We start from the raw sequence: 23207 nt of genomic DNA, 5'->3' as shown, positions 1-23207 counted from the left end.
GTTCGCCCGCTCCTTCCTTTATACGAGTTCCACCACCATTGGTTATGCGGCTCACATTGCCGCGCAGTGGGGAATGGCTAGAATGTACAGCGCCTAACTTTCACACGACTTTACGATTGATAGCCTCTTGAGCAATGGTTGAATAGATGCTGCTTGCTCACAGTATAGTTAGGGCTTTTTAATATGTGTAAACGTTTACAAATACTAACATAGCTAGCTAGCGTTGTTAATCACAGTCAAGGGAGTAGAAAAAGGTGATTAAGCCTGCTATTCAGAGGTGATTAACTATCCCCTGTAGGAGTTATTAATCACCTCGCTTGGCTTTGATTAATATTAAAAAAGCAACCCTTAAAGTACTATCGGGTAATGAATGGAGATTTTGCCCACGTGGAATTTTATTCGAGCGTCCCATGCAATCTATTGGCAGATTTACGCGCAATTAATTGAAGTGGCACAAGTTCTGTAAACAGAAACCGAAAACTTCCACAACGTTCGAGAATTTGCGGCCCATACAATGCCAATATCCAGCGCCAGTAGGCCGATAAACCAGCTTGTTCGCTTGCGCGCACTTCGCCGCCCCGCGCAATAAAATCAGTGGTTAATGATGTTAGGACACTGTTGGCTTCTGGTTCGCTTGGCTCAATTGTTTGCAACCAATGGCGATAAAAACTAGCCCATGGATTATCGTTTTGTTGCCACCAAGCTGAGCGTTCTGATGGCACGGTTGGTGCTGATAGTGTTTGCCACGTTTCTTGGTAGCTATGAGCGATGATCAACGGTTGTTGAATGCCCAAACCACCAGCCGTCATTGGCCAATGAAACCAAGCCTCTGGCAATTGCACACGACTCTGCAAACGCTGACGAATCAAATCGCCAACATAGGCCACCATGCTGCCTTGTTGAATAACTTGTTGGCCATAACGCCATAAGGTTGTGCGCAGCTGCTCCCTATGACTGGCTCCAAGGTTGACCCGTAGGCCAATCGCTTGGCATAGGTAGCTGCAAGCCCCATTATACACCTCAATTTTATTAAGAATTGCAGGTGTATTCGTGATCGCTTGAGTGGTTTGGTTAATATATTCGCGAATCAAATGTTGATCAAGTTGCCATACGCCGCGCTGATCTAGGGTCAGAAAGAGCCAATGTGGCGTTTGCTGCGGCAATTCGCTTGGCAATTGGCCATTAATCGCAATTGCGCCAGTTTTTTGCTGATTCAAAGCCAAGCCACAGCTCGCACACCATGTTTGCAAGGCCCGCCAAGCTTTCACAAGTTCCTCGGGATCGGTGGCAATAATCGTCAGGTCATCAACGAAACGCACGATTTGCACATGAGCATGCAATTCAAGATACTGTTCCAACAAACGCAGGACCAATTCGCCCAAAATGTCTGAAATTGGCCGATGATTGGGCAGGCCAACCTGCTGCTTGGTTGCTTGCTGATTGACCTGCAACGGCACAGCCATATATTCGGCAAAAAAGCCAAGTTGCTGCTCGTTCAGTCCCATCCGCTGCAAAATATCCAGCACAAATTGCTGATTGAGCGAAGGATAATAATCACGGAAATCAGTTTTGAGCACATAGATTGGTTGATCAGGTGTGGCATGCAGGCCAAGCTGAATTTCGGCGTTGATCAAACGCAGCGCAATTTCAAGATTATGTTCATATTGCGCATCGTATTCGGCCAATTGGCTCCATTGTTGCAAGCGCTGAATTTCGCTAGCCCGACTGGCAAAAATCGAACTGGAATTGCCATACAACTCAAGGTGTTCAGCAGCATCGTGGGCAAGCGGGCGGCGCAGGCTATGCCACAAATTGACACTTTTAGCCAGCGTGTAGCTTTCGGCAATTAGCTTGTTCAAATCGCGATCGTAGCCGCGATCTTGGGCGATGCGCTTGAGTTTTTTCAAGGGAAACGTACCATTGAGCTGGCAAAATTTGGCAAAATAGGCTTGCCACTGCTCGGCAACCAAGTAATGCAAACACGCGGTCACCAAATCTTCTTGCAAAAACAAGCGCCATTTGGTCCGTGCATATTGCGCTACTGCGGCAACACCAGCCTTGGGCCAGCGCCAACTGCCCAAATGCTCACGCAGCAACAACAAAGCATCGGCCAATTCTTTGAGCATAATCGGATCGCCCACGATTTGGCGGGCCTCGGCCCGCGTGGCAGCGCTATAAAAGCTATCGTTGGCAATACGCCGCAACATCGCAGCACGCAAATCATCATCAAGCAACGCTGGCTCAGCATGCAGCATGGTGGTTAATTCGGCGCGGCTTTCAGGATCAAGCTGATCGTGAAAGATACGATCGAGGACTGGCCCGTGCTTGGTTGCCATCCCAGGCTGATTAATGTGTTCGACCAAGCGCTGGGCTTGCTCAGCATGGGGCGCGTTAACTTCGGCATGATCAAGCCACTCTTGGAAGACTGCGCCAAATATCGAAACCAATTCGGCGCGCAGCTGACCACTGGCCAATTCACGCTCAAGCTCAGCCGACCACCAAGCGGTTAATTCAGGGCTAGCAGGCGTAGCCGGATCGCTTAATAAACGCATGTTGCTAATGCTCGGGTGCAGCGGCTGTTTGGCAAAGGTTAATTGCTGCAATTGCTCCTGCAGGAGCTTAATGCGGGCATGGGGTTCTTCAAGTGTGGCTAATTGTTGGCTAATTTCAGCATAGGTTGCAAGGGCTTGCTCACGTTGCAAGCCCAACTCGCGCAATTTAATTGCAGTTACCAATTGTTCAGTTGCAGTTAACATCAGTGCCTCCAGCAAGGAGCCACATTCTGCTAGCTTTTGTGCATTAATTCGTTCAATGCGGCAAAACTTTGCGATCGTTCAGCAAAAACATAGTGCACCGGCAAAACCGTGATCCCACTTGAGCCGATCGAGCGCAGGTGATCGATGGCTGGCAGAATGTTGGCGCTATCGACGACCAACGATACTGCGTACCAACCGTCGCCACCATCGCGGCTCCACACTGGCGAAACCGTTGGGCCTTGCAATCCCGCCAACGCTGGATGCGCGACCACCCGCGCGCCAACATCGGCGACATCAGCGCCTGGCACATTGGCAATTAGCGAAACATAGGTTTTGGCGCGATGGCGGGCTTCGATCAGCTCTAAAATCGATTGCACAACTCGTTGTTTTTGCGAACTTTCGCGGAGTGAGCGCCGATTGGCAATTAATGCAGCTTGCGCTTGCAGAATCGTGCCTCCTTGAATCATCTTGAGATGATTATCGCGGAGGGTTGTCCCAGTGGCTGTCAAATCGGCAATGATGTCTGCATATCCCAACGATGGCGCGGCTTCGGTAGCCCCTTGCGAGTCGATCAAGGCAAAGACGTTGATGCCTTGTTGGTGGCACCATTGGCGCACCAAATTGGGAAACTTGGTCGCAATTCGCAGTTGGCGGCCAGAGCGCGCATACTCTGCTGCCAAGTCGGCCACATCGCGCCATGACGTTACGTCAATCCAGTGATCAGGCACGGCCAGCACCAAATCGCAATAGCCAAAGCCCAAATCTTTGTAGACCACCACCAGATCATCGCTTTCGCCGCCAAGTTCCTCGACCAGATCGTAGCCGCTTACGCCCAAATCGATCGAGCCTTCGGCGACCTTCTCGACAATATCGGGCACGCGATTCAACAAAACCTCAACCTCGGGCAAGGCTTTAATCGAAGCAGTGTAGCGACGAGGATTTGGCCGCGAGATTTTCAGGCCACAGCTTTCGAAAAAGCGAAACGTATCATCAGCAAGAGCACCTTTGGAAGGCACAGCAAAACGTAGCATTAGCGCGTTATCTCCACAGTCCATTCAGCAGTGACATCGGGCAGATTAACCCGCCGCACTTGCATTTCGATCTTCCAGCGCCCAACCAAGCTTAGCGCTCCCGAAGTTGCGCTGTAGAGTCCATCAGCATCGGCTTCGAGAATTGCCACCTGTTGACCAGCTTCGAGATCAAGCGATTCAAAGCGTAAGCGTACCCGATCTGGCTGAATTACGCCATTCGTATCGCGAACGCCAGCACTAAATCGACGCTCACCTGGGCGGTTATCATCAATAGAGAGTGTCATGGTCAAGCCTTCTTGCTGAGCAGTCAGATTGAAGGGCTGAGCTACACGCGGGGTTGGCGTGGGCAAGGTTGGTTGGGCGGTTCCACCTGCGCTGGGAGCGGCTTTAACCGGATGTGGCGTTTGGGTCAAGGCGCTGGCGACCAAAATCACGCCAATGGCCAATGTGCTTTCTAAGCCCAAGGTCAGGCCAATTTTAACCACGGTTGCTTGATCTTTGGCAGCTTGCAAGCGCGGATTAAGCTTGCGCCAATGCCAAAAACCGAGCAACAGCGTGGCAACCATCACTGCCAGCTTGATCAACAAGGTTTGGCCGTAGCGCGATTCCCACAAACCAGCCAAAGTTGGCAGTTGGTCGAAGGTGCGCATCGTACCCGTCAGCACCACCAAGGCAATGCTAAACAAAGCCAACGGGCTAAAGCGGGCAATTAGCCACGCCAAAGCGCTGTTGCGGGCGGCAGCTTCGGTTTTGCGCAAGACCCAAGCACTCAAAGCCATGCCAATCAAGCCGCCAAACCAAACCGCCGCCGTCAGCATATGCAGCCAATCTGAGGCAACTGGCGTGATGGGGTCATCGATATTGGCCGCAGCATGGCCGCTCATGCTAAACGTCAAGAGGCTCAAACAGGCCAAGCCCAAGGCCAGATAGCCCATTGGCTTGCGATAGGCAGCCAAGAAGGTCAACGGAATCAAGAGCGTAATCGCAACCAAGCGAATCAACGCCAAAATGCCCCAACGGCTCATTGCCATCGACGACAGCACATCAGCATATTGAATTGAGGCCAAGCTGCCATCGCCAAAATCGCTGGCGCGCACCACAAATTCCCAAATTGAGCCAATCAGCAATAAGACCAAGCTGAATTGCGTGAGCCAAATCGTTGGCCGCAGCAGCAATGGCAAGCGTGATTCAGGATTGTGCTGAATCGCTGGCAAGAGCAAAATCAACAACCAAGCCAAGCCGCCGATTGCCCCTAAACCACCAGTTAAGGCGATTGAGCGGCCACTGACCACGCCCCAACTGAGGCCAGCATCAGCAGTTGCACTAACTTCGACCGAAGGCGCGGTTGGCACGGTTCCTGTGCCGATGCTAAACAGCAACGAGCCAGCCGAACGGTGGCCATCGGCAGTCGAAAGCACCTTGTAAATTAAGGTGTATTCGCCTGGGCGCAGCTCGGCAGGCAAAGCCACCTGCATACTATCGGCGGCGGGAAAGGTGGTTTGCTCAAGCCCAATTGGCTGCGATTGCTCATTGTAGAGCGTCAGCGAACTATAACTTTGGTCAAGCGGCTCGCTAAATCGCAGCACAACCTCGGCTGGCGCAACATCGAGCGCCGCGCCATCAACAATGCTGCTCTCGATAACCAAGGCATGCGCCGCCGCCACGCTTGGCCATAAACAGAGCAAAAAAACAGCTAAAACTAAAATCCGCTTCATATCTATCGTTCCTTATCGGTTGCACAAACTGAATCGTAGAGTTCAATTATGGGTTGTATCATAAGTATGGCTTAGGTGTACGTTCAGTCGTTCAGTTCCCTCACCCCAACCCCTCTCCCGTGGCGCGGGCGAGGGGCTTTAACGCTCTGGTTCTACCGCAATTCTTCATTGAAAACGGCGGCTCCCCCTCGCCCGTGTTTTCGTGGGAGAGGGGGTTGGGAGGTGAGAGCATGCCACTGGTTACCAACCCCCAATAGTAAAAAAACGTGCTAGGCCTAAACCTAGCACGCTGGAGCATCGAAAATACTCGTTTAGGCACGGACTGAGCGGCGGCGCAAAGCCACGCCAGCAGCCATGAAAATGATGATTGCGGCCAGCAGAATGCCGACGTTGAAGCCATTGCTGCCAGTTGCTGGCAAGCCTGGGGTGTGATGATCTGGTTGAGCAGGAGTTGGCACGGCTGCATCGCCCACGGCAAAGTCAATTGCGCCAGTTACTTCGTGGCCATCGCTGCCGGTAACCGACCAGCTAACCGTGTAGCTGCCAGTGCTCAAGCCCGATTTCAACGAAACGCGCATGGTTTTGCGCTCAAGATCAGCCAAATCAACCCGACCATCGCCAGTATCAACGACTGTGCCATTAGCATCGGTGACGCTTAATTTCACGCCTTCCGATTCTAACTCATCATTGAAGGTCAAAACCACTTCGCTTGGCGCAGCTGCCAATTTCGAGCCATCGGCAGGAGTTGAACTGACCAATTTGGAGTGCGCTGAACTGACCCCAGGCTGAGCAAAAATAATCACCAACGCCAACAAAGCAATTAAACGTTTCATTATGTAAATCCTTAGTTGCAGCAGATCACAGCGATCTGCCAAAAAATGCTAAACCGATCAAACGGAACCTGTATTAAGCATTGCAACCAAGGTAGCGTGGTGGCGGAGCAAGCGGACGTTCAATCCACGAGCGGCCAATCATGCCTAAATTGCGGTACACCCAACGCGCAATCCGCATTGAAACGAGCACAAGCAGCATCGTTGCTAAAGCAAGCGGCACTTCATGGCCTTGCTCAAGCACGCCCGAAGTGAACGGCGCTGGTTGGAGATGTTGAAAATCATCAATAATTAACTGAATTGGCTGTTGGTGATGATGCCCATGGTGGGCGATTAATGCGGTATCAGATTGTATTACTGCACAATACACAATACAAGCCAGCGCAATTCCATGAGTGAGGATCAAGCCAACCACGCTGCCGACAATCGGCAACCACGCCTGTTTATTGGTTAATTTGTGCCAGTGTTGCTTCATGAATTTAGCGCATCAAGGTGGGAGTTGGCCCCGGTGAGATCAAACACAATTGGCGTTGCTCGGAAAGCTTGCCAGGCCCCCACCATGCCTTGACGCGGGCGATAATTGTAATAATTTCGTCTTCGCTGAGTTGCGAGCCAAAGGCAGGCATTGAATTTTTGCCATCGCGAATCAACGAAATTAATTCCCAATCGGGGTGGGAATAGGCATGCATGCCATCGTTGAGCGCAGGAAACGGCCCCATGCCCTCGCCACTTTGGCCATGACAATTGGCGCAATATTGGCCAAATAAAGCTTGACCGCTGGCTAATTTCTCGCCAAAAGCTGGCTCAATATAGGGCACGGCTGGCTCACCTGTGATGAGAGTTGCTTGTTGGGCTACCTCGCCACAAGCAATCAAGCCTGGAATTGCAATGCTCAACAACAAACCAATTAGTCGCCAGCGCTTAAATTTAGGTTGCATGGGAATCCGACTCCAGCGCTGCCTTGCGCAACATCCGATTGCGTAACGCAGCCAAGGTAATTAAAATTGCGAGCACAATGATTGGTACCATGTACAGAATGACGTTGAGCCAGCGCATGATGCCACCAGCAACATTAACCGTTGTGCGAAATTCTTGGGTTTGGCCAGCCTCAGTCAAACGGAGCAAAAATTGCCACTCGCCGCTGCTCGAAAAATCAAGATCGTGCGAGCCATAAATTGCATCTTCTGGGCGGCTTTCGGGCGCTGGCGTATAGCCAAATTCCTCGCCATCGGGGTCAATTAAGACCACGCTGATTGTATCGACAGGCAAGGCTGCAAAATCGCTGCTATTACGCACGGCAATGCTTGCATCGCCACGGCCAACGCTCATCGGCCCAGGAGCCAACGAAACGACGACAAAATATTGATCGCGAGTTTCACTAATGACGTAATTGCCGCCATGGGCCGCTGCTAGATTTGTCCACCACAAACTAGCCAACACCACCCAACAAACCACCAAACCTAGGCGTTTCAGCATAGAGTGTATCACAATCTTTGGCCGGATAGTGTGGTAGTTTCTTAACCAACAGTCTCAACAATGCGCACTGCTCCACCATCATCGACCAACTGATCCAAGCGAATCGATAAAATTTTCGAGGCTCCATCAGGATTCATTGTAACGCCATAAAGAGTTGAAGCCGCTTCTACAGTACCACGATTATGCGTCACCAACACAAATTGGGTATGTTGGCTCATCTCAAGTAATTGTTCACGAAGTCGCACAACATTGGCTTCATCCAAGGCTGCGTCAACTTCGTCCATCACGCAAAACGGCGTGGGATTAACTTTCAACAAGGCAACCAGCAAAGCCACTGCGGTCAACGAACGCTCGCCGCCAGAGAGCAACGATAGCGGTTGGCGGCGCTTGCCTGGCGGCTGAGCGATAATATCAATCCCACTTTCGCTACTATTTGGATCGTTCAAAATTAACTGCGCCGTCCCACCGCCAAACAAACGGGTAAAGGCTTGGCTAAATTCCTCGGCTACCGCGCTAAATGTTTGGGCAAAACGGCTGTTCATGGCCGTTTCAAGCTCGTTAATCAACTCGCGCAAGCCATCAGCAGCGTGGCGAATATCCCGCACTTGCTCGGTTAGAAATTGATGGCGTTCGCCAAGTTCGGTGTATTCTTGCGGTGCAAGCGGGTTAATCGTGCCCATCCGCCGCAATTTATTGCGCAATTGATCGATGTGCTCGTTGAGGGCTTGAGCCGAAAGTTCAGCTTGCTCAAATTCAGCAGTTTGGCTCAAATCCAGCTGCTCAATATCGATATTTTCTTCGGCGCAACGTTCCCACACATGGTCGCGGCGGGTATTGGCGCTAGCAACTTGGCTTTCGGCGCGGCTGAGGCTGGCTTGAGCTTGAACAAACGCTTGCGCTGCTACTCGTTCATGCTGCTCTGCTTGCTGCAATGCTCCATTAATGCGATTGAGCGCTTCAAGCAATGGCGCTTGTTCGGCATTGGCGGCTTCACGTTGGGCGCTGGCTTGCTGGCGACGCTCAGCTAAAACGACGCTCTGGGCCTCAGTCAAGGCCAATTGCTCGGCCAATTCGTGTTGGCGTTGTTGATCATCGCGGCTGCGCCGAACCAATCCATCGATCAGCTGCTGTTGATCGCGTTGCGCGCGTTGGGTTGCTTGCAAGGTTGCATCGCTCGACACAATCGCGGCGCGGGCAGCAGCAACCCGCTCTTCGCTGGCCCGACTGGCATCAGCAGCCGTTTCGGCCTGATTGCGCGCGGCAGCAACCAAGCGTTCATGCTCAGCAACAAACGTTTGATGGCGCTCAATTTCTGCTTGGCTGGCAGCGATTTGCTCGCTAAGGCTCGCTTGCTCTTGTTGCACATTGGTGCTGCGCAGCGCTTGCCATTGGTGCTCTTGCTCAATTTGTTGCAGGCCACGTTGGCGTTGGGCAAGGCTATCGCGGGCTTTTTCCATGGCACTGCGATTGGTGCGCCGCACGTGGTCTGCCTCGCGGACAGCTTTTTCAGCAGCACCAATCGTGTCAATCGCTTGTTTGAGGATTTGTTCATTGCTGGCAAGTTGCTGTTGAGCGTTGGCAAGTTGGGTTGGCAACTCGCGCAATTCACGTTCGCGGCGCAGTGTGCCAGCTTCACGGGTTTTGGCCCCGCCAGTCATGGCCCCCGATGAGCCAACTTGCTCGCCGCCAAGCGTCACAATCGTCCAACCACCATCCAATTCGGCCAAAATACGACGCGCTGTAGCTAAATCTTCAACCACAATTGTGCGGCCAAGTAGGTGCTGAACTGCGCGCTCATAGTTTTCGGCATAGTTGACTAACTCGCTAGCCACCCCCAAAACGCCCTTGGCTTGGGGAATGCGGCTTGGGCGCGGCGAGCGCAGGCTATCCAAGGGCAAGAAGGTCGCGCGGCCTGCATCGCTGCGTTTGAGTTCGGCAATCGCAGCTTCGGCATCGTCCCATTGGGGCACAATAATATTTTGCAAGCGTGCGCCCAAAGCCACTTCCAAGGCGGTTTCTAGCTCGGCAGGCACTTCGATAACGCTAGCAACCACGGCAAATTGGCGTTGCTGTTTTTCGGCCCACTGCAACGCGGCGCGCACCCCAGTAAACATGCCAGCGCCAGCAGCGGCAGTTCGCCGCAATGCATCCAAGCGGCTATGCAAGGCATCGGCTTCGCGGCGGGCGTAGGCTACCGCTTCTTCGTGCTCACGACGCAGATTGCGGGCTTCGAGCAAGCTTTTTTGGGCTGCTTCTTCATTAGTTTGGGCTTGATTAAATTCAAGCTCTGCTTGTTGATACAGCGCTTGGGCTTGCTCGTGCTGAGTTTGGGCCTGCTGAATGCGCTCTTGGCTCGCGGCAAGTTTTTGTTGATTAGCAGCTAACTCGTTGGCTAAGGCTTGCCAGCGCTCGTGCTGGATCTTGGCGCGCTGCTCGGCTTCATTCAAGGCTTTGCTGGCTTGCAAGGCTGCTGCTTCAGCCTGTTTCAGCGCCTGCTCTGCTTCGCGGCGGGCAGCAATTGTGGCTTGTTCGCCAGCTTCAATCGTACTCAGCGCTTGGCGTTGAGCCAGCAAGGCAGCCTGCGCTTGGGCTGCTTGTTCGGCCAACTCAAGGGCGCGAGCGTGGGCTTGATTTTGCTCGTGCTCAAAGGTTTGTTGGCGCTCGTTGGCTTCATCGCGGCGCGTAATCAGCGCTTGTTGGCGCTCGCTCAAGACCGCCCATTCACGCTCGATGGTTTCCCATTCACGCTCAAATTGGGCTAATTGCTGCTGTTGCTGTTCGACAATCTGCTGCTGGGAATCACGCTGCTGGCGAAGTTCGCCAAGCTGATGTTCGCTTTGCGAATGTTCAGTTTGGGCGTGGGCCAAGGCTTGTTCGGCAGCGGCAAAGGTTGTTTCTGCTTGGGCAACCAGGCTTTGGGCTGCTTGCCACTGGCGACGATAGGCCACGAGCAAGGCTTGTTGCAAGGCTGTTTCAATTTCATGCACTTGCTCTGCTTCGCGGGCTTGGCGGCGCAGCACCTTCAAACGTGGCTCGATTTCGGCCAAAGTGTCCAAGATTCGGCCCAAATTTTCTTCGGTTTGTTTGAGCCGCCGTTCGGCCTCGGCGCGTTTGCTGACCGAAAGGCTAATCGAGGCCGCATCTTCAAATAAGCTGCGGCGCTCTTCTGGGCGTAAGGTCAGGGCTGCATCAACGAGTCCTTGATTAATCAGGGTATAACTTGAAGCCAAGGGCGAGGTGGCTTCTTGAATGTCGCGCAAACGAACTTTATTTTTATTCAAGAAATATTCGTTCTCGCCAGACCGAAACGAGCGGCGCATAATCGTCACTTCGTTGAAATCGAGTGGCAAGGTACGATCAGTATTGTCGATCGTCAAAGCTACTTCGGCCATGCCTTGGGCCGCGCGCTTGCCACCGCCACTATAAATCAAATCTTCGGTGCGGCGACAGCGCAAGGCCGAGAAACTTTGCTCGCCCAGCACCCAGCGAATTGCATCGGTGACGTTGGATTTGCCGCTGCCATTTGGGCCGACAATCGCGGTCACGCCCAAGGGAAACTCAATCACTGTGCGATTGGCAAAAGTCTTAAATCCCTGAATTTCAAGTCGTTTGAGATACATGCAAAACCCTACTTTTTAGGCTGTGGTTGGAGCTAAATGATGCTGCATGGTGACATAGGTTGGCTCGGTGTAGCCTTGGTGGCTATGATATTCGGTAATTGTATAGCCTAATTGTTGATACATGGCGATCAGCTTTGGCAAGGCTAGGCGCACGCCAATCTGAATGATCCGGCGCGCTTCTGCCTGGGCAATTGCTTCGACCGCCGCCACCAACTGTTTGGCCAAGCCTTGGCCGCGATAGGCTGGCAAGACTGATAAACGCCCAAGATACAGCGTATCGTTGCCCCGCCGTTCGTAGAGCACACAGCCAATTAATTGCTGGTTGGATTCAAGCACCAACACGCCGCCATCGCCCATGCGTGCCCGAAAGCTCTCAACTGTTTCCCAACCAACGCTGGATGGCGGGTCAAGCAGCGTTGCATATTCAACAAAGGCTTGGCGAATAAGCTCCAACGCTTGGCTATGTTCATCAAAGCGAGCTTCACGAATCTGCATCGAATAATCCTTAATGCAACGGGCTGGTGGTCGTGACAGAGGCCTATTATACCCGCAGCAGCAGGCGCTTTTGCAGCGCTAAAACAAAAAACTCAAGGGATTAGCCTTGAGTTAGTTTGGTGGAGGTGAGGGGGATCGAACCCCTTACCTTCGCAATGCCATTGCGACGCTCTACCAAGTGAGCTACACCCCCATTTGTTGGTGTTGTGTGTTTGTTCACAACGCGGGCGATTATAGCACAGACTGTTTTGGCTGTCAAATTTGATGCAACAAGTAGCCTAATGCGTGTGCTTACAAGTTGAAACCACGAAGGACACGAAGAGCACGAAGAATGAACAGTTCTCTCCGCTATATCTCGCCCCTGATCCCTAGCCCCTAATCCCCGATCCCTCTTTGACAACCTCGCTATACTCAGTTGAATCTTGTTTTGTGGATTTGGAGGCGGGTGTGTTTGATCAGCGTTGGCAGCAGTTGGCAAAAATTATTGTGCAGCATTCCTTAGAACTGCAACCAAACGATTTGCTGCGAATTCAAGGCGAGGCTATCGCTAAACCATTGTTGTATGCGCTCTATCGCTAGGCGCTGCACGCAGGAGCCAAGATTATTCCCAGAATTATCGACCCTGTATTTAGCGAAATTTTGTTTTAAAGAGGGCAACGACGCTCAGCTGCAATTTAGCCCTAGTACGCTAACCCACGAAATCGAAACGATGAGCGCTTGGTGCGATATTTACAGTGAAATTAATACCAAACAATTCAATCACGTTGATCAACAACGCCAACAATTGAGAAGCCAAGCTGCGAGTTCAGTCCAAGCCTTATTCAACGCCAAAGCGGCGCAAAACCACTTACGCTGGTGCGATGTGATCTATCCAACTCAGGCCTTTGCCCAAGATGCAGGCATGTCGCTGTGGGATTTTGAGGATTTAGTGGTTAAAGCCTGTCTGCTCGATCAGCCTGATCCGGTCAAAGCATGGCAAACAATCTATCAGCAACAGCAAAAAATTACTGATTTTCTCAACACATGTCGCACAATTCGCATGCAAGGCCCAGGGGTCGATTTGAGCTATCGCTGCGACGATCGCATCTGGATTAATTGTGCTGGCAAGCGCAATTTGCCTGATGGCGAAGTTTTTACCGCACCAATTGAAGATTCAGTCAATGGCCGATTAAGCATCAGCCACCCGAGCCTCTATCTGGGTAATTTGGTGAGTGGCATTCAACTAGTGATCGAAGCAGGCAAAGTAACCCAAGCTAGCGCTGAACAAGGCCAAGATTTTCCGCACGCGATGTTGGAGCTTGATGCAGGCGCGCGCTTCATTGGTGAAGTTGCCTTCGGCCTCAACCCAGGCATTACGCAGCCAACGGGCCAAACCATTTTTGATGAAAAGATGGCTGGCACTATGCATCTCGCGCTGGGCAACGCCTATCCTGAATGCGGCGGCACAAATCAATCAACATTGCACTGGGATTTAGTCTGCGATTTGCACCACGCAGAAGTATATGCCAACGACGAATTATGTTATGTCAATGAAAAGTTTATCATTTAATTGCATTCCGTCTGCATCTTGGCCTATCCATTTTTCGTGGTTAAAAAAGTCCTGCGGTAGCGACTTCCCTCACATCCCAGCCTCCTCGCCCACTGAAACGCGGGCGAGGAGGAGCCACCAAAATCGGAGTTTCCATCACGATTCATCGACAATCCAATATATGAAGCCCCTCTCTCGCTAGGCGGGAGAGGGGTTGGGGTGAGGGGATCATTGCTTATGGAGCAACGCTACAGGCAACGCCGTTCAAGCTGAAGCTGCTTGGTTTGGCATTCGTGCCGCTAAAGCTGGCTTGCATACCAAAGCTCGCCGTGCCGCCAGTTGCCAAATAGCCGTTCCAGTTGACGTTGGTCACATTCACTGCTTGGCCAACTTGGCTCAGATTGCCATTCCACAAATTGCCAATTTGCTGATTGCCAGCAAATGCCCAAGCTAAATTCCAGCCGTTGATCGCCGCACCATTGTTTTTAATTGTCACATCGGCGGTAAAGCCCGTTGGCCACTGATTAGAAACAGTGTAAGTCACTTGGCAGCTGCCATTGGTTTGGGTTGGCACAACCGGCGTGTTGCTTGGCACAGGCGTGGCGGTTGCTGGCCGTGGCGTGGCAGTTGGCACGATCGGCGTAGCCGTCGCGGTTGGGCCAATCGGGGTAGCGGTTGCCGGAATTGGCGTTGCCGTCGCTGGTCGTGGCGTGGCCGTCGCCGGAATTGGCGTTGCCGTCGCTGGAATTGGCGTTGGTGGCGTTACCGCGCCAGCTTTTTCATCAAGATAGGCTGCAACCCAAGCCAACGGCGCATTCCAGTTGATTGTAATTTCGTTGGTTGACCACGATTCAATATGATCGACAAAACATTTTTGGGCTTTGCAGCCAGGCAGGCCAATGCTTTGAGCATACGGGTCTTGCAAGGCCGAATTTGGGCCACCAGAAACTGCCCCTGCTGGCGGACGTGGAAAACTGCCATTGGCTTGAAACGCCCAGAAACGGTGATGCGGATTTTGCAGCGGGTTTTCGCCATAGCCAGTCACATACGATTTATCCATCGCGTTGCGTCCAAGCAGATAATCCATGCCTTGGCTCATGGCATTCAGATAGCTCGCATTGCCAGTGAAATCGTGGGCCAAGCCCAAAATAATCCCATTATTCAAGACAAACGAGTTGGAACCCCACGGATAGCCAGTGCTTGGCGCACTCAACGGCGTGCCATAGCCTTGGGTTGAAACATTATTCGCAAAGACCGTAGCAGCGCTGGTGATTGCGTTGCGCACGCCAGCCAATTCGCTACTGTTGAAACCATTGGGTACAACGGCTAACGAAATCGTGCCCAGCGCTTCGGTTGTGCCCCAAGTCATGGCTGGTTCACGGCTGCTATAGTCGCTCGGCACATCTTGATAGTAGCTTGAGCTTTGCAAATAGCTCTTGTATTCAGCTTTGCCAGTGGTGATGTATAGCTCGCTGGCGGCCCAATAAAATTCGTCGCCAACTTGCGGATCGCCATATGAACCGCCGCCAGTGCCATCGCTATCCAACGCAATCACGTTGGGGTTGGCGCGGGCAGCTGCCCAAGCGGTTTCGGCGGCGCTCAACAAACGCGCCGAATAAGCTGGATCAATCGAGCGCCAGATCCGTGAGCCTTGGGCGGCGGTTGCAGCCAAGTTCAAGGTTGCAGCGGTGCTTGGTGGCCGCAACACCCGCTCTTGCGAATCTTGATCAGGCCGCAATGGAATGCCCGTCCAGTTGGCATCGTGCATTTTGTGGTGCACCATGCCAGCGCGGGGCTGACCAGCAGGCACTTGCATACGCAGCATAAAATCCAATTCCCAGCGTGCTTCGTCGAGCAAATCGGCCACGCCATTGCCATTTTCAGGAATATTCATGCGGCCATCGCCAAAATCGGCTGCTGACGAACCAAAATATTGGTTGCGCTCATATTGATTGAGCAATGTCCAGACGGAAATTCCACCATTAACGACATACTTGCCATGATCGCCAGCATCGTACCAGCCGCCAACCACATTCAGCGAATAATTACAGCCAGTGCCGCCAGCACATGGCACATTCGTATCGCCACGATTGGGAGCGATGCCAATATGGCCAGCGGGACGCGTCAGATCGTTGCGCCCAGCATAAGGCATGGTAATCGCAATCCCGCTGCGGTTATGGTAGAAATAGGCCAGTGCATCGTATTTTAATTGGCGATAAACCGTTGAGCTAATATCAAATTGATGGCTGGTATTACCTGCGGCAGCCAACGTAAAGTTACTGCCAGTGCCAGTGTAGCCCGAAAAATCGATAATGTGCAGCGTATCGCCGGAACTAGCATCATAGCCAAAAACCGTAGTAGTGCCCGAAAGCACCGTCGCGCCTGAGCTATTGCGCAATTGCCAAGCTACTGGCGAGTTGCTGCTATTGACAAGGCTGGCACGCTTAACTGCATTCGGCAAATAGCCATGTTGATTAACCCGAATCAGCGAGGAAGCCGCTAGGGCAGCTGAAGGCAGATTTGCGGGAGTGGTATTTGAGGATTCGTGCTGAACAACGCCAAACACCGAGGAAATATTACCAAAAGCCACGCTAGCAGTCAGGGCAACGGTGCTACAAGCCGCTATCAGCGTGCGCGATCGTTTCCGCCGTTGGAAATGAAGCTTCATTTGGTCGATCCTTTTTTGGGCTATTGCAACACACATAGCTGCTGCAATAGTGCAACGTAAGCAATCAGAGCAGCATCTGGGATCGGTCTCACTAAATCAAAGAGCTAAGGTCTATCGCTAGCTGATTGATTATGCCTAGTATTTGAGAGCGTTCCCAAATTTATTGAGGCAAAGATTAAATGATTTTTACAATCCTGTCAATGTTCTAGCGCTACAATAGTTAATTCATGCTAGAAGTAAAAAAGAACAGAGGGGTAAGGGGATCGGTTGTTGGGAACTGGGGATCGGAAATTCAACTCTGCGTTAAATACCTGTTCGTTTAACGAAGCGGCGCAGAGAATATAGGGATTTTGGCTCAGAGCTATAAGAGATAGGAACAATAATCACAATAATCTGTGCCAATCTGTGGCAAAAAAACGTAACCTTCGCGTGCTTCGTGTAATTCGTGGCGAAAAATCTTTGCGGTTTCGTTTTTACTCATCGCTGATTGTTTAACATTCGTTTCGCCTCCCTTCCGTCCCTCCGCCGGAGGGAAACGCCGGGGGTTTTCATCCCCCAGCACCCCCTAATGTTTCTCCGTGGATTGTTTTGATTGATACGAGTCCCCCCAGTGCTCGTCTTCGTGATCTTCGCGTCCTTCGCGGTTTCTGCTCTTCGTGGAATTCGTGCAATTCGTGGCTAAAAATGTATCCTTCGTGATCTTCGCGTCCTTCGCGGTTTCGGCCCTTCGTGTCCTTCGTGGATCAAAAACAAGCCTTCGCGGTTTTGGTCTAATTCTTTTGGTTTCTTAAAAATCATTGACTTTTATAAACATTTCTTTATAATTTCACTGGAATTACAAAGAAATTAACTTGGTGGATGAACGGAACGGGAGACCCATTGAAATGGAGCCACGCTGCTCCGCATACGTATAAGGGGGAAAATCCCATGGTACAACGTCGTATCCTTCGTTTCGCAGTTGGTTGTTGTTCGTTGGTGGTAGGGTTGGTTGGATTGAATCACGTCCATGCCCATGGTTCGTTGCAAACGCCAATGAGCCGAACCTACGCTTGTTTTCTCGAAGGGCCAGAAACGCCTGCTACCGCCGCATGTCGCGCGGCAATCGAGCGCGGCGGCACTCAAGCGCTCTACGATTGGAACGAGGTCAATATTGGCGATGCTGCTGGCCGCCATCGCAGCATTATTCCCGATGGCAAGTTGTGCAGCGCAGGTCGCGAAAAATACGCTGGCTTTGATCTCGCCCGCGCCGATTGGCCAGCAACACCACTCAATTCGGGCAGTTCGCTGAGCTTTTTGTATAAAGCAACCGCACCGCATCGTGGCACATTTGATTTTTATCTCACGCGCACTGGCTATGACCCCAACCAACCGCTAAAATGGTCGGATCTTGAGGCTACGCCATTCGCATCGGTTACCAATCCAGCGTTGGTCAATGGATCGTATGTGATCAATGCAACCTTGCCAAGCGGCAAAACTGGGCGACATCTGATTTATTCGATTTGGCAGCGCTCGGATAGCCCCGAAGCGTTTTATAGCTGCTCTGATGTGACCTTCGGTGGCAGCAACCAAACCACTGTACCAACGGCTACGCCCCGTCCGACTAGCCAGCCAAGCGCTACGCCCCGCCCAACCAGCACCAACGTCCCAACGATAACCGCCGTGCCAACCAACACGCCAGTTGCAACCCCGCGCCCGACCAATGTGCCAACCGCCACCCCCAACCCAAGCACCCCAGCTTGGCAAGCCTATACGAGCTATGCCACTGGCGCAGGCGTGACCTACGCTGGCCACACCTACATTTGCCGCCAAGCCCATACCTCGTTGCCTGGCTGGGAGCCAGCGGCGGTGCCAGCATTATGGCAATTGATTAATTAAATCTAGCAACCGAAAGCTCCTGTGGTGTAGCTATCCGCAGGAGCTTTCTTTGTTTAGGCATAATAATCGGCAACAAGCTAACGCTCTATTGCACAGCCCAATCAATAGCTGCACTCGAACAAGCCTTGGTGAGCACGATCTAACATTCTGCTAACATATGCCAAGCTAAAAGTAACGGATAATACTCCTAGATTATATATCGAGATAGCCGCATGTTTGAACCGATCACCGCTGATCTTTATCGTATCCCGATTCCCGTTCCCTTGCCACTCAAATATGTTAATTGCTATTTGTTGCGCGCCGATCATGGCTGGGTCGTGATCGACACGGGCATGCGTTATGGGCCAGCAGAGCAAACGTGGCTCGAAACATTCGAACGCTTGGGCATCGAATGGTCACAGATTAAGCAGATTATCGTGACCCACTATCATCCCGACCATTATGGGATGGCAGGCTGGATGGCCGAACGCAGCGGAGCCAGCGTCTGGATGTCGCCAACCGAAATTCAGAGCGTGCAACGAGCGTGGTATCAACCCTTGCCCGATGCCGCCGATCATTTGGTCGATTTTTTCGAACTGCATGGCATGCCCAACGATCTCAATCGCCAGATTTGGCAACACACGATGGATGCCAGCCAGTATGTTGATCCCAAGCCTGTGCTGCACCCACTCACGATGGATCAGCCATTGCAGCTTGGGCAACGCTCGTGGCAATTGCTGCACGCACCTGGCCATGCAGATGGTCAATTATGTTTATACGATCCAGCAGATCAATTATTGATTGTGGCTGACCATGTGTTGGCCGATATTACGCCCAACATCAGCCTGTGGCCTGAAGCCAAACGTGACCCATTGGCCGATTATTTGGGATCATTAAACGAATTTGCGGCGCTCGATGTGCGTTTGGCCTTGGCTGGGCATCGCAAGCCAATCGTGGCCTTTCGCGAACGCTGCCACGAAATCGCCCAGCATCACGATCAGCGGCTCGATTTGATGCAGGAATATGCGCGTACTGGCAAAACCGCCTTTGAAGTTTGCGAATTTGCCTTTGGGGTCAGCACGCTTTCGGCGCATCAGTTGCGTTTTGCCATCACCGAAACCTTGGCCCATTTGGTCTATCTCGAAGGCCAAGGCCGCTTGCGCCGCGAACAACGGGCTAGACAGATTATCTTTCTTGATCAACACTAACGCCGATTCGCAACGTTTTTTGGAGGGTGTATGCGCTGGTGGAAAAAACTAAGCTTATTGGTGCTGGCAATGGCTTTGGTGGCCTGTGGCAACGCCGATGTCGATGCTGCCAAAGTGGCGAGCGACGGTGCAACCGCCTTTGAAAGTGTCAATAACTTTCATTTTAAACTGACGGTCAGCGACGGCGAAGCCGCACCATTGGGCGATATTATCATCATCGATGCTGATGGCGATAGCATTCGGCCCAATAAAATTCAGGCCAAAATCAAAGCCAAATTGGCTGGCGCACCAATCGCCGTCAATATCAATGGCATCATTATTGGAGCCGATGCTTGGATTACGCCAAACCCATTTAATGCAACGACCTATGAAAAATTGGCCGATACTGGCGGGCTTGAAACCTTTTCGCCAGCCAAAGGCATTAGCGATGTGCTACGCGGCCTGAAAAACCCAAGCTTTGTCGAAGAGGCAGAGATCGACGGCGTGGCGACCTATCATATCAGCGGCGAAGTTGATGCCCAAAGCGTCTCGGCCCTGACTGGTGGCGTTGCCGAAGCTGGCACAATTAAACTCGATCTTTGGATTGGCAAAGACGATAAATTATTACGTCAACTCGTTGCGGTTGGCCGTTTGGTCAGCAGCGAAAAAGAAACCATCAAGCGCACCTTGGTCGTTTCGCAATTCAACCAATCGATTACGATCACTCCACCACAATAGCCCAGCATTTCGTAGGCTGGTTCGTTATGTCGAACCACGATGCTATGGCTAGAGCAAACATGCAATCGCGAGGTATCCAAAACATGCTTGATCAACCATTAAACGATATATTTACAGGGTGGGCTGCGATGACTGAACACAATAGCGATCGAGTGGCTGATCGTTTTGGCATGCCACGCGCTGAACTCGACGAATTAGTCCATGGCTCGGTGGCCCAACTGGCGCAAAGCCACTACTACCATTATTTGGCGCGGCCCAAGCCACAGTTTGATGATGAGCTTGATGAGAACACCACTGCGCCAAGCAAACCCCGTCATGTTGTGCTGTTTCGCACGCCCGACGACGCACTTTCGTTTGCCCAACGCATTCGCATCGGCGAAACGCCCCGCGTGCGCTCGATTAGCCGCGAAAATATGATTTGGCAGATGCTCAACGATGAAGCCATCGTGCGCGTGATTTTCTTTGAGCAACCACTCGAAGAATTGCCAACTGGCCTCAATTTGCAAACCTTGGCCGATTTGCCTGGCGCAATCGCCATCGAACGCAACGATGTATTAACGTCGCGCCAAATTTGACCCTTACCTATCTGGGTGTTAGAATCCCAATAGGCGGAATATTAAACTAGTAACGATTTCTACTAAGAGCTACGAGTGTATCGTAGCTCTTATCGTATGCCATGCGTTACCCCAATGCGAGGTTGTATGTTAGTCGTCATGGATGCACACGCTACACCTGAGGATATTCAAGCTGTTTGTACGGTGATTGAGGATATGGGTTTGCAGGCTAACACCATGCCCGGCCCAACCCGCACCGCGATCGGAATCACTGGCAATCAAGGGGCGATTGCCGAAGCTGCCCGACTTAAGTTGATGCCCGGGGTACGCGATGTGATTCGCGTCACCGCGCCCTATAAATTGGTCAGCCGCGAGTATCGCGAAGCCGACACAATTATTGAAATTAATGGCGTGCAAATCGGTGGCCCTTCGTTGGTTGTTATGGCTGGGCCATGTTCGATCGAAGGTCGCGAGCAATTGCTCAGCACTGCCGAAGCCGTCAAAGCTGCTGGCGCAACGATTTTGCGCGGTGGCGCATTCAAGCCACGCACCTCGCCCTACAGCTTCCAAGGCATGGGCGAAGATGGGCTAAAACTCTTGGCCGAAGCCCGCGAACTCACCGGCATGCCAGTCATCACCGAAGTGATGGATACCGAGCAAGTCGATTTGGTGGCCGAATACGCCGATATTTTGCAGCTTGGCGCTCGCAATATGCAAAATTTCGCTTTGCTCAAGCGCGTTGGCCGCACCCGTCGCCCAGTTATGCTCAAGCGCGGGCTTTCATCAACCGTCAAAGATTGGCTGCTTTCCGCCGAATATATTATGGCCGAAGGCAATCAGGCGGTCATTTTGTGCGAGCGCGGCATCCGCACCTTCGACGACCACTCACGCGGAACTTTTGATCTGAGCGTGGTTCCAGTCTTGCGCGAGCTGACCCACTTACCAATTATTGTTGACCCCAGCCATGCCACAGGCCGCTGGCAGAGCATTTTGCCAATGTCACGGGCTGGCATCGCCTCTGGCGCTGATGGCTTGATGATCGAAGTCCATCCTAATCCTGCCGAAGCTTGGTCGGATGGCGAGCAATCGCTCTTGCCAGAACGCTTTGTTGAATTGATGGAGCAAGTCGAGCGCATCGCCGATGCTATGGATCGGCCAATTCAAGGCCGAACGAAGGCGGCAGCGGTTTAGCTATCGTGAGGGCTGATCGATGTTTTTCGATCAGCCCTTACAGTTTAATTAGCGCCCATAGCGCATTAATCGATCGGCCACGCGGGGTAAAAAGCGTTGGACTTGGATTAAAAGCTTAACTTTGCCAATCGCCAACTGATATTTATTATTGACAAAACCGCGCCAGAACTCCTCAACCAAGGCCTCTGGACTGATTTTGCCCTTACCGCGCCCCGCCGTCATCGCCGTATCAACCAGCGGTGGAATAATTTCAAATACCCGCACCTGCGTTTGTTCTAGTTGCCAACGTAAGGCCTTGGTAAAAATATGAATTCCAGCTTTGGTAGCGCAATAGATCGGCGCTTGTTGTTTTGGAACCAAAGCCAAGCCCGATGAAACATTGATAATCGCTGCTTCGGGCTGCTGCTGGAGCTTGGGTAAAAAACGCTGAATCAAATCAATCGGCGCAGTTAAATTAATCGCAATTTCCTGATCACGATCAACGTGGGCCGATTGTTGCTCAACTAAATCGCCATGATATTGCACGCCTGCATTGTTGATCAGGATTGATATGGCAGGAACCTGATCGGCTAAGCGCTGACGCTCGCTGGCTTGCGCCAAATCGGCCTGAATGGTGCTAATCGTTGGCTGCAAGGCCCTAAGTTGGGCCAATTTTTGCGCATCACGACCAACCGCAATCACCTGATTGCCTGCTTGGGCAAAGCGTAAGGCCAACGCCCGCCCAATGCCTGCTGCGCCGCCGGTAATCAACACTGTGTGTCCTGTGGTTTGCATCGAAGCTACCTCGCTAGCTAAATTCCTGCGGCTACTCTAGCAAGCACAGCAGCATGCTGCATTATCATAGGTTAATCGGGGCGCAATTGGCGACGAATGCGGCTTAAACTGACTGGTGTAATGCCCAAATACGAGGCAATATGATATTGCTTAATTACGTCAGCCACCGCCGAAAAATCGACCAAAAAGCGTTGATAACGGGTCGTCGCATCATCGAGCAATAGGCTACTTTCACGTTGTTCTTTTTTGATAAACAGCAATTCGGCCACCCGCCGCAAGAGGCGATCCCAACATGGGTGCTGGTTGATCAAGCCAGCAAAATCTACATACTTGGCAACTAAATAGTGGCTTGGTAACAGCGTTTCAATCGTAAATTGACATGGCTCGTTCAACAACAAGGCTCGATAGCCACCGATCAAATCGCCAGGCAGGCAAAACGATTTTGTCCATTCCACGCCATCGGCGGTTAAATAGTAGAAACGCAGCAAGCCATCGACCAAAAATCCCACTTGGTCGGTCGCCTCACCAGCATGCAACCAAACCTGCTCTGCATCCAAAAAACGCGGCTTGAATAAGCGCAAACATGCTTGCATCTGCTCAGTCGGGATCGGCGCAAGCTGCTGAAACGTGCGAGCCATTAGTTCATAGTCATCTATCGGCATCATTCAACTCCTAGCGGTTTTTTAACCACGAAAAACACGAAGGTCGCGAAGATTAATTTTTTTGCCACAGATTAGCGTGATTATATTCTGCTATGCCACATATGCTTGAATTCCACCAATAAACGTCC

The 23207-nt window shown here is 51.9% G+C and carries 19 protein-coding genes and 1 tRNA gene; 7 read left to right on the top strand and 13 right to left on the bottom strand.

What is annotated here, in order from left to right:
- Positions 1-395: 395 nt before the first annotated feature.
- The 10 genes from JOD20_RS06465 to JOD20_RS06420 all read right to left on the bottom strand — a co-directional run bounded on the left by JOD20_RS06465 (position 396) and on the right by JOD20_RS06420 (position 12116).
- Positions 396-2756 (bottom strand): reverse transcriptase domain-containing protein, encoded by a 2361-nt coding sequence (locus tag JOD20_RS06465; protein WP_204754472.1) that lies wholly within the window; start codon positions 2754-2756, stop codon positions 396-398.
- Positions 2757-2785: 29 nt separating this feature from the next.
- Positions 2786-3787: an ATP phosphoribosyltransferase gene (gene hisG, locus JOD20_RS06460; RefSeq protein ID WP_204754471.1), complete on the bottom strand. Its 1002-nt coding sequence runs from the start codon at positions 3785-3787 to the stop codon at positions 2786-2788.
- A complete protein-coding gene (locus JOD20_RS06455; protein WP_204754470.1) occupies positions 3787-5502 on the bottom strand; it encodes a copper resistance CopC/CopD family protein in 1716 nt (571 codons plus the stop codon). Before JOD20_RS06455 ends, hisG begins: the two co-directional genes overlap by 1 nt.
- Positions 5503-5813: 311 nt before the next feature.
- Positions 5814-6335 (bottom strand): copper resistance protein CopC, encoded by a 522-nt coding sequence (locus tag JOD20_RS06450; protein ID WP_204754567.1) that lies wholly within the window; start codon positions 6333-6335, stop codon positions 5814-5816.
- 73 nt (positions 6336-6408) lie between these two features.
- Positions 6409-6807, bottom strand: coding sequence for a hypothetical protein (locus JOD20_RS06445; protein ID WP_204754469.1), 399 nt, complete (start codon positions 6805-6807; stop codon positions 6409-6411).
- Between the two features lie 4 nt (positions 6808-6811).
- Positions 6812-7270 carry a c-type cytochrome gene (locus JOD20_RS06440; RefSeq protein WP_204754468.1) on the bottom strand — a complete coding sequence of 153 codons (459 nt, stop codon included), beginning with the start codon at positions 7268-7270 and terminating at the stop codon, positions 6812-6814.
- Entirely contained in the window at positions 7260-7808 is a 549-nt protein-coding gene (locus JOD20_RS06435; RefSeq protein WP_204754467.1) for a hypothetical protein, read from the bottom strand. Before JOD20_RS06435 ends, JOD20_RS06440 begins: the two co-directional genes overlap by 11 nt.
- 41 nt (positions 7809-7849) lie before the next feature.
- Positions 7850-11428, bottom strand: coding sequence for a chromosome segregation protein SMC (gene smc, locus JOD20_RS06430; RefSeq protein ID WP_204754466.1), 3579 nt, complete (start codon positions 11426-11428; stop codon positions 7850-7852).
- Between the two features lie 15 nt (positions 11429-11443).
- Entirely contained in the window at positions 11444-11923 is a 480-nt protein-coding gene (locus tag JOD20_RS06425) for a GNAT family N-acetyltransferase (RefSeq protein ID WP_204754465.1), read from the bottom strand.
- A gap of 117 nt (positions 11924-12040) precedes the next feature.
- A tRNA-Ala gene (locus JOD20_RS06420) sits at positions 12041-12116 on the bottom strand.
- A gap of 254 nt (positions 12117-12370) precedes the next feature.
- Between JOD20_RS06420 and JOD20_RS26690 the strand changes: the two genes are divergently transcribed.
- Both JOD20_RS26690 and JOD20_RS06415 read left to right on the top strand, forming a co-directional pair.
- On the top strand, positions 12371-12502 hold the full coding sequence (locus JOD20_RS26690; RefSeq protein WP_275580570.1) for a hypothetical protein: 132 nt from the start codon (positions 12371-12373) through the stop codon (positions 12500-12502).
- Positions 12486-13472 carry an aminopeptidase gene (locus JOD20_RS06415; RefSeq protein WP_204754464.1) on the top strand — a complete coding sequence of 329 codons (987 nt, stop codon included), beginning with the start codon at positions 12486-12488 and terminating at the stop codon, positions 13470-13472. Before JOD20_RS26690 ends, JOD20_RS06415 begins: the two co-directional genes overlap by 17 nt.
- 214 nt (positions 13473-13686) lie before the next feature.
- On the opposite strand, the gene JOD20_RS06410 is transcribed toward JOD20_RS06415, so the two are convergent.
- Positions 13687-16119, bottom strand: coding sequence for a glycoside hydrolase family 9 protein (locus tag JOD20_RS06410; RefSeq protein ID WP_204754463.1), 2433 nt, complete (start codon positions 16117-16119; stop codon positions 13687-13689).
- 927 nt (positions 16120-17046) lie between these two features.
- Between JOD20_RS06410 and JOD20_RS26685 the strand changes: the two genes are divergently transcribed.
- The 5 genes from JOD20_RS26685 (at position 17047) to aroF (ending at position 21643) form a co-directional block, all read left to right on the top strand.
- Positions 17047-17994 (top strand): lytic polysaccharide monooxygenase, encoded by a 948-nt coding sequence (locus JOD20_RS26685; RefSeq protein ID WP_204754462.1) that lies wholly within the window; start codon positions 17047-17049, stop codon positions 17992-17994.
- Positions 17995-18206: 212 nt separating this feature from the next.
- Entirely contained in the window at positions 18207-19181 is a 975-nt protein-coding gene (locus JOD20_RS06400; RefSeq protein ID WP_204754461.1) for an MBL fold metallo-hydrolase, read from the top strand.
- A 30-nt stretch (positions 19182-19211) separates the two neighbouring features.
- A complete protein-coding gene (locus JOD20_RS06395) occupies positions 19212-19898 on the top strand; it encodes an LppX_LprAFG lipoprotein (RefSeq protein WP_204754460.1) in 687 nt (228 codons plus the stop codon).
- Between the two features lie 128 nt (positions 19899-20026).
- Positions 20027-20473: a hypothetical protein gene (locus JOD20_RS06390; RefSeq protein ID WP_204754459.1), complete on the top strand. Its 447-nt coding sequence runs from the start codon at positions 20027-20029 to the stop codon at positions 20471-20473.
- Positions 20474-20599: 126 nt separating this feature from the next.
- Complete coding sequence (aroF, locus tag JOD20_RS06385) at positions 20600-21643, top strand: 3-deoxy-7-phosphoheptulonate synthase (RefSeq protein WP_239583750.1); 1044 nt, start codon at positions 20600-20602, stop codon at positions 21641-21643.
- Positions 21644-21691: 48 nt separating this feature from the next.
- Here aroF and JOD20_RS06380 read toward each other — a convergent pair whose 3' ends face one another.
- On the bottom strand, positions 21692-22417 hold the full coding sequence (locus tag JOD20_RS06380) for an SDR family oxidoreductase (protein WP_204754458.1): 726 nt from the start codon (positions 22415-22417) through the stop codon (positions 21692-21694).
- Between the two features lie 71 nt (positions 22418-22488).
- A complete protein-coding gene (locus JOD20_RS06375) occupies positions 22489-23082 on the bottom strand; it encodes a Crp/Fnr family transcriptional regulator (RefSeq protein ID WP_204754457.1) in 594 nt (197 codons plus the stop codon).
- Positions 23083-23207: the final 125 nt, after the last annotated feature.

It is taken from the genome of Herpetosiphon giganteus, from assembly GCF_016907925.1.
Classification (GTDB): Bacteria; Chloroflexota; Chloroflexia; order Chloroflexales; family Herpetosiphonaceae; genus Herpetosiphon; species Herpetosiphon giganteus.
This window is presented reverse-complemented; position numbering and strand designations above follow the sequence as displayed.